Here is a 5,387-nt window from a genome sequence, read left to right on the forward strand (position 1 = left end):
ATAATATTAAATAAAAACTCTACTTTTAAGTGTTCTTAACAAGGGGGAGATTACAATACATTTAGCGTTTTAAAATTATAGTAAATAAAAAAAGTTTTTTTTCAAATTGTTATTTATCCAACTATTTACTTTACATTTGTACCGATATCAGAGATAAGATATTATTAGTTACAACTAAATTTTTTAGACATACCTTTTTTTATTTTTGTGGCAGCAAGCCTTATACTTCTTAAAACATTGTATTTTTTCACTTTTACTTTACACTTTTCAATATATTCAATTTTAAATTGATTTTAATCTCAAGTATTTCACGTTAATTATCACGCGTTAAGTTGATGAATTTATTGAGAATAATGAACGATTTCTTTTTTTAGAATAGAAATAGTTCCTTTATGTATAATTATAGAAATTATTTATTATTCTCTTTTTTAAAAAAAATATTATGCAAGAAGGTACAGTAAAGTTTTTTAATGATGCTAAAGGTTTTGGTTTCATTACAATTAAAGAAACAGGAAATGAAATTTTCGTTCATACATCAAATTTAGTTGATGATATTAGAGAAAATGACAAAGTTTCATTTAAAGTAGAGCAAGGGCAAAAAGGCCTTATGGCTACTAACGTTAGAAGAATGTAATTGAACTTTAATAATAATATAGTAACGTAAACATCTAAATGTTTTTAAACTAAAATATTATTCAATACATCATACAAGGCTGATTCTATAAAGGAATTCAGCCTTTTTTTATTCAAAATATCAACTGTTTATTGTCATGCTGTGCTTGAATTGTAAAATGTATTATAAACTTTTAGTTGTTTTTTTTAAATAGTTCATGTGATTTTTGGAGAAACCTTAATGCAAATTAAAATATTGTAAAATGAAAAATGATTTGGAGAGAGTATCAAAAAAACGAAAGTCAAATATAAACGTTATTTGTCATGATCTTGTATCTAACATTTTTTAAAAATTTGTTTCTATTTCATTTTTGTAAGTGCCTGAGAATTTCTCAATACAAACACATATTGAAAATAATCTGTTGTAAATCTACCATTTTGAGGAACTATATTTTCTCCAAAAATTCTAGATTTTACATTGATTAAATACTTCGAATTGTTGTAAGGCGAATATTGTGAATTTAACTTAAAAAGTGTTATTGTATTTGGCTTGCTTAATTCTTTTAGATCATTGATTCCTTTTACTAATTGTAAAGGACCGTCTGCATTTATCCAATCTATTTTTTCATTTTCTGGAGTAGGAAACTGAGGATTTTTTGGCATATACATTTCACTATCTATAGTATAACTAACTGTATGTTGTCAAAATAAATGAGACACCTCTTTCTAAAAATTAAGAGAGTGTTTGGTTTATAAATTTATTATTTTTTCTTGATAATACAATTGCCTTCTTTTTGCAATTGTTTGTTGTTTAATAATTGCTCTTTGTTCTAAAATTTTATCTGCTCTACCAAAATACACATCCGAAGGCGTAAGATTGTTCAAAGCCTCATGACACCTGCAATTGTTGTAGTTTTCTACTGTGGGTACGTCAGATCATCGTAGACTAAATTAGTAAAAAACTAATATAGCCTTATGATTATGAAAAAGACAAAAGAAATTGAAGCTTACTTAACTTATATTAAAAAATTGCAAGTTCTAAAATACGCTAAAGAATATGGAAATAATTCAATCGCTTATAAATTTTATGGTATAAAAAAGAGTACATTTTACAAATGGAAAAAAGCTTATGAAGAACATGGAGAAGAAGGTTTACTTAGAAAGAAACCAACTCCTCGGACTTTTCCCAATCAAATCAAGCAAGAAATTGTAAATAAAGTATTAGAACTTCGAAAAGAACATAAATTAGGGACTTGGCGAATTAAATGGTATTTAGAACGTTATCATGATATTTTAATATCAGAATCAAGTGTTTATCGTATTCTAAAACGCAATAATGTAGGTCGATTAGACAGAAAGGTAACTAGAAGAGCTATGCATAGTATTCGATATGAAAAAGAAACACTAGGTCATCATGTACAGGATGATGCTAAATTTCTAATTTTTCAAGATGCAAATGGCCATAAAATCAAGCGATTTCAATATACAGCAATTGATGATGCTACACGAATTAGAGCGCTTAAAATCTATGAAAAGCACAATCAATTAAGTTCAATTGATTTCATAAATTATGTTGTAGATAAATTTCCTTTCAGAATTAATACAATTCAAACAGATAACGGACATGAATTTCAATCAAAATTTCATTGGCATGTTCAAGATTTAGGAATGAGACACCGATTTATAAAAGTAGGAACGCCTCAGTTAAATGGGAAAGTTGAACGATCTCATTTAACTGATAAAAAAGAGTTTTATCAACTTTTAAGCTACACTGATGATGTTGATTTAAGTCAAAAATTAGAGCAATGGGAGAATTTTTATAATTTCAATAGACCACATGGATCATTTAAAGGAAAAACTCCATATGAAATACTGAAATCAAAACTAAAATAATTATATTTATTGTCTACGAAGTGATGAAGTACGACACGTTTAACTCCAATTTCAGAGCGAGTTACAATCTGTATAATTTCGTGTTTTTCACTTGCTGATAATCGCATATATTTCTTGAATTTTGTTTTTAATCCAACGAGTTCAAGGTTTTTTTTACGATATCATAACGTACAACCAAATCAGCTACAATCTCTTTTAAACGCTGGTTTTCTTTACGTAATTCACTTACATCGTCACTTCTAGCTTCTCGAGTAATATCTCCAGACAATCGCTTTTTTCCAGCTTCTAGAAATTCTTTATTCCACTTATAAAATTGAGATTGACTAATACTATATTTTCTACAAAGTTCAGCTATCGAAGTTTCTGCTCGTAAAGCTTCCATTACAATTAAAATCTTTTGTTCCGCTGTAAATATTCGTCTTGTATTTTGACGAATATCTTTTACATATTTCTCTGGAGTTGGTTTTTTGGATGTTGCCATAATTAAAGTTAATGATTTTTAAAACACTACCTTAAATTTTAGGTCTTAGATGTCCACTTTTTGCTGACGATTTACAATATTTGAAATTAATTATTTTAATTTCTTCAATCTCCTCTGATAACTTTGCATATAATTACGTTTTAGTTTCTCTGATAAAAACGATCTTCCAATTAAATCTACCACTTGATCTTCTTTCGAAGTTAAATTGAAAAGGACTTTTATAATTGATTTCTCTGTTATTCCTGCCTTCTCTCCCAAAACCATCAATTGATCAATAACTTTTCCTTTTGAGATTGATTTGGGTAATATTCCTTCTTTTAATGCAAAATCAGCATCCTCTATATGAATTTTAGTATTCAGTAAATCATAAGATGGACTTAATTTAAAATCGCCTTGTTGAGTTTCTATTAAAGAAAAATTCTTTAAATGAGCATCTCCATTAGAAAAAAGATAATTGAAAACAATTAAAGTAAGTAATTTAGGAGCTTCTACTTTCCACGCAGGGACATATTTTTTCAATACTTCAAATAACTCCAAATAATTACCTTCGTATTTATATTGTTCTCCATTTGTTGCAGGTGATTTGCCTAATAATGAAGCAAAATCTTCTACGGCTAATTTATTTTTACTCTCATCATAATCAAAACGCTTGGTAAGATAAGCAGGACTTCCATCTTCAAAAAATACTAATGCATTTTCTGCTGTTTCAATTTTAAAAATTTGTTTCGCAATTTGCATCGTCAAATGTTCATTAGCTGGTGCAAATTCACTATTTTTTGGTAAATCAGAGATAGGTTTCAAAATATATTGACCGCTCTCATTTTCATTTGTTAATCGTAATTCATTTCCATCAAGTACTAAAGAATACTTTTCTTGAAATCCAGAAATTGAAATATGCGTTTGATTTTGATTAAATCTACTTTGATCCTTTCTATTTGTTGGTGATGTATATTTTAAAAATGGTGATACCTTTTTACCATTAAACATTTTCTGTAGAACAACAGAACTGTAAGTATTAATATTTTCTTTTAAAGAACCTGGACAATTTTTCAATTCTATATTCATATTACATTCTTTCTATTGTTACTGCACCCACTGTATCTACTTTTGAAGCTTGTAGTAAAATACCAAAAGCATCATTTTCATCAATCTTATATGTTTTACAAATCATTCGTTTGTTTATTCCCTCTGGTAATAAATGATAGAAAAAAGGAAACAAAGCTTCAGATTCGAATTCAATTTGGCTTTTAGGCAGCGTTAAACTTATCGAAGGTTTTGAATTATCAGACAACCAATCTTCATTATAAGTAAAATGAAAACTACCATTATTCAGTTGAGTTAGAATTCCAGCTCTTTCTCCTTTATATAAAATTTGAGCAATTCTCATGATTCAATTGTTTTAACTTCTAATTTAATTTCTAATCCTAATGCATCACACATTTTTTGTAGTGTTTCTAGCGTTGGATTACCTTTGCCACTTTCAAATTGTTTTAACGTACGTAAACCAACACCAGAAATCTCAGCTAATGTTTCTTGTGATATAGCTAAAACTTTACGTCTTTCTTTGATTTGATTAATTATTGATAGTGTCATATAATGCACTTTTATTGTAAATTTAGAAATAAATATGATATTAAACAAGAAAAGTGCAATAAAAAGCATTTTTAAGATATAATATAACTTTTATATTTAATTCGTATCGTTTAATGCCATATGATGCACTATTTAGAAAATTATAGTTTGATTTAAAATTTTAACTATTTTCATTCGGAATTAAGTCAAATAGGAAATGTTACTTTTAACTCAACATGGAAATTTGCAAATTCAAAGAGGATGATTTTAATACATTATAAATTAACTAATTGATCTAATTGCTTCTGAATTTCTTCATTTTTTATTTTACGATGTGAGGCATTGTACACACATTTTCCATCTTTTATAATAAGGATTTGCGGTGATTCGTGCTGAACATTGTATCGACGTTCAACCTCATTAGATAGTTGTCTATACGTTAATAAATCTAAATAATTCAGTTCAAAATCGCTTTCTTTTACAATGTCCCAAATAATATCACATAATCCACAAGTTGTACTGTGTTTATAAATAATTTTTGGTTGATTGAAAGATACTTGATCAATTTGATCTAAATGATCTAAAGTTGTAATATCTATTTTTTTCATTTTTGTTGCTATTATTTTAATTATAAAATTACGTCGAAAAGAAGGAATAACCTATTCTATTTTCCTTACATAATAAAATTATATACAGTTAAAAATTTAACTAATTTCTTGGAATTTTCTATTTGAATTATTAATACTTACCCGTTGTGCATTATCAAACGAGATTAATTTTTAGGTTGTTAATATTTCGATTAAAGTATGTTTTATTAATGTACTGAATC

At 27.1% G+C, this 5,387-nt stretch carries 8 protein-coding genes; 2 read left to right on the plus strand and 6 right to left on the minus strand.

Going from position 1 to position 5,387, the window contains the following annotated elements; all coding sequences use genetic code 11:
• Positions 1-442: 442 nt before the first annotated feature.
• A complete protein-coding gene (locus RT575_RS15460) occupies positions 443-634 on the plus strand; it encodes a cold-shock protein (protein WP_150432931.1) in 192 nt (63 codons plus the stop codon).
• Positions 635-972: 338 nt separating this feature from the next.
• On the opposite strand, the gene RT575_RS15465 is transcribed toward RT575_RS15460, so the two are convergent.
• Entirely contained in the window at positions 973-1,275 is a 303-nt protein-coding gene (locus RT575_RS15465; RefSeq protein WP_313582034.1) for a hypothetical protein, read from the minus strand.
• 318 nt (positions 1,276-1,593) lie between these two features.
• Here RT575_RS15465 and RT575_RS15475 point away from each other — a divergent pair, with 318 nt between their 5' ends.
• Positions 1,594-2,505, plus strand: coding sequence for an IS481 family transposase (locus RT575_RS15475; RefSeq protein WP_313582036.1), 912 nt, complete (start codon positions 1,594-1,596; stop codon positions 2,503-2,505).
• A 127-nt stretch (positions 2,506-2,632) separates the two neighbouring features.
• Here RT575_RS15475 and RT575_RS15480 read toward each other — a convergent pair whose 3' ends face one another.
• From RT575_RS15480 to ytxJ, 5 genes are all read right to left on the minus strand, one after another.
• Entirely contained in the window at positions 2,633-2,986 is a 354-nt protein-coding gene (locus RT575_RS15480; RefSeq protein ID WP_313582038.1) for a transposase, read from the minus strand.
• Positions 2,987-3,076: 90 nt separating this feature from the next.
• Positions 3,077-4,051, minus strand: a complete 975-nt coding sequence (locus RT575_RS15485) for a HipA domain-containing protein (RefSeq protein WP_313582040.1) — start codon at positions 4,049-4,051, stop codon at positions 3,077-3,079.
• Between the two features lies 1 nt (position 4,052).
• A complete protein-coding gene (locus tag RT575_RS15490; protein ID WP_312193988.1) occupies positions 4,053-4,373 on the minus strand; it encodes a HipA N-terminal domain-containing protein in 321 nt (106 codons plus the stop codon).
• Entirely contained in the window at positions 4,370-4,579 is a 210-nt protein-coding gene (locus tag RT575_RS15495; RefSeq protein ID WP_312150870.1) for a helix-turn-helix domain-containing protein, read from the minus strand. Before RT575_RS15495 ends, RT575_RS15490 begins: the two co-directional genes overlap by 4 nt.
• A 254-nt stretch (positions 4,580-4,833) precedes the next feature.
• On the minus strand, positions 4,834-5,166 hold the full coding sequence (ytxJ, locus tag RT575_RS15500; RefSeq protein ID WP_312193990.1) for a bacillithiol system redox-active protein YtxJ: 333 nt from the start codon (positions 5,164-5,166) through the stop codon (positions 4,834-4,836).
• Positions 5,167-5,387 lie beyond the last annotated feature (221 nt).

It is taken from the genome of Chishuiella sp. (assembly GCF_032109125.1).
Classification (GTDB): Bacteria; Bacteroidota; Bacteroidia; order Flavobacteriales; family Weeksellaceae; genus Empedobacter.

Coding starts and splice junctions, on each gene's coding strand:
- ytxJ (WP_312193990.1), bottom strand. CDS start 5,166: ATGAAAAAAATAGATATTACAACTTTAGATCATTTAGATCAAATTGAT.
- RT575_RS15485 (WP_313582040.1), bottom strand. CDS start 4,051: ATGAATATAGAATTGAAAAATTGTCCAGGTTCTTTAAAAGAAAATATT.
- RT575_RS15490 (WP_312193988.1), bottom strand. CDS start 4,373: ATGAGAATTGCTCAAATTTTATATAAAGGAGAAAGAGCTGGAATTCTA.
- RT575_RS15495 (WP_312150870.1), bottom strand. CDS start 4,579: ATGACACTATCAATAATTAATCAAATCAAAGAAAGACGTAAAGTTTTA.
- RT575_RS15460 (WP_150432931.1), top strand. CDS start 443: ATGCAAGAAGGTACAGTAAAGTTTTTTAATGATGCTAAAGGTTTTGGT.
- RT575_RS15475 (WP_313582036.1), top strand. CDS start 1,594: ATGAAAAAGACAAAAGAAATTGAAGCTTACTTAACTTATATTAAAAAA.
- RT575_RS15480 (WP_313582038.1), bottom strand. CDS start 2,986: ATGGCAACATCCAAAAAACCAACTCCAGAGAAATATGTAAAAGATATT.
- RT575_RS15465 (WP_313582034.1), bottom strand. CDS start 1,275: ATGCCAAAAAATCCTCAGTTTCCTACTCCAGAAAATGAAAAAATAGAT.